General features: G+C 35.1%; 2 protein-coding genes. Both read left to right on the top strand.

All coding sequences use genetic code 11. The annotated features are described in order from the left end of the window. The first annotated feature begins 226 nt into the window (after window positions 1–226). Entirely contained in the window at window positions 227–784 is a 558-nt protein-coding gene (locus tag BIZ36_RS20620) for a hypothetical protein (RefSeq protein WP_187459744.1), read from the top strand. 250 nt (window positions 785–1,034) lie between these two features. Next, a complete protein-coding gene (locus BIZ36_RS20615; protein ID WP_187459743.1) occupies window positions 1,035–1,427 on the top strand; it encodes a hypothetical protein in 393 nt (130 codons plus the stop codon). Window positions 1,428–1,562: the final 135 nt, after the last annotated feature.

The raw sequence follows: 1,562 nt of genomic DNA, 5'->3' as shown, positions 1-1,562 counted from the left end.
CAATGAATAACTTGGGACTTGCAGTGTGTTCCGTTTTCATATCTTATTGTTTTATAGTACTTTAAAGATAAAGGACACGCTGCTTTTACATAGATGCTAACCGCAATTACGGCGGATTCGACTACGTCCGAATCCACTCGGAATTGCTAAGGTCAGTGCCAAACCGAAAAATAACGCATATTAACCCGTAACTGACGGTTATACGAGACCGTTAGCCACTATTTTAATGAACCGATTTTACACGCTTGTAATAGTACTAATCTTCACAATTGGATGTAGAGAATATAAATCTAAAGAGGTAATACCTGCGGTATCGCAAACAAGTTTTCAAAAAGCAGAAAGTAAAAACGATTTCCATCCTCAGATTGACTTGATATTGGACAGAATTCATCCAACAGAAGTTGGACGATATAACATTAGCGTAGAAATTGATTCAACTTTGATTCCCAGGCTTACTAATTATCCTCAAAGTTTGGAGAAAATAATTACTGATTCTATTCAATTAAGCTTGCTTAATCAATTCAAGACCAAGACTTCAGAGTTCATCCTAGATACTAATAAGCTAAATCTCAAGAGTCAAAATTTAATTAGAAAAGAAAAAACCGGAAAGAACACCCTACGGATAATCTTTAATTCCTTTTTGCGCGGTTCGAAGGACAGTTTAGTTATAACTTCCATCGGTTATGTCTATCCTAAAGCAGGTGGTTGGGAGGAAGTGGTCTTCTTTGAAAAAGAGGACAGTTTATGGAAAACTGCAAAAAGATATAAGACTGTTGATTATTAAGAAACAGTGGCTAACACCGGCTATAATTCATTGCTGTATTCTTGCTAACTTTAAACAAAATAACCAATAAAACGGCCCGATTTCTCCCGGACATTTTCCGTTGGAAAAGTCCGCAACGAAATCATAGCCCAACCGTTAGCAACTATGTTGACTCGCCATTTAGGAAAATATGAAAAATCGGCTTTTACTTCTTCTGTTATTATCTCAAATTTCGATTAGTTGTACCAATTCTGATAAAAAACCTATTGTCTTGAATTCAAAAATTCATAAGGGACTTCTGGAATACTGGAAAGAATATTCTAACGAAAAAAGCCAAAGGAATTTACCCTTATGCTTATCACTCGATAAATACGACGGAATAAATAGAGTGGTTATCACTAAAAGCGAAATTTATACGGATGATGAAATGAAAGGACTTTTTTATCTGGACAGCATACCGGTTATATTACTACTGGCTGATGAAAAGAATTATGTTTTTGAGAAAAAAATGTTTGAGAAAATATTTGAAAAGGTTGACTTTAAGAAATTGAAAGAAAACCTAAAGGAATATGCTATATCACACACCGAAAATGTAAGCGACTCTTTTGACCCACCATATTTCTTATATGAATTAAATAAGGATGGACTTAAAAGAGTTCATTGAAATTTGGAAACGGAATAAAAACACAGTTGCTAACATTGGTAACCGTTGCGCAAGCCCTTGAACAGCAAAAAAGAGACCTCTTTTAAGCCCTTTTTAGGGGCTTTTTGTTTTTAGGACGACCGGGCAATCTAGATT

The sequence above is a fragment of the Cytophaga sp. FL35 genome, from assembly GCF_014349235.1.
Taxonomy (GTDB): Bacteria; Bacteroidota; Bacteroidia; order Flavobacteriales; family Flavobacteriaceae; genus Euzebyella.
Note: the sequence above shows the minus strand (reverse complement) of the source record. Positions and strands in the feature narration are given on the sequence as shown.

Coding starts and splice junctions, on each gene's coding strand:
- BIZ36_RS20620 (WP_187459744.1), top strand. CDS start 227: ATGAACCGATTTTACACGCTTGTAATAGTACTAATCTTCACAATTGGA.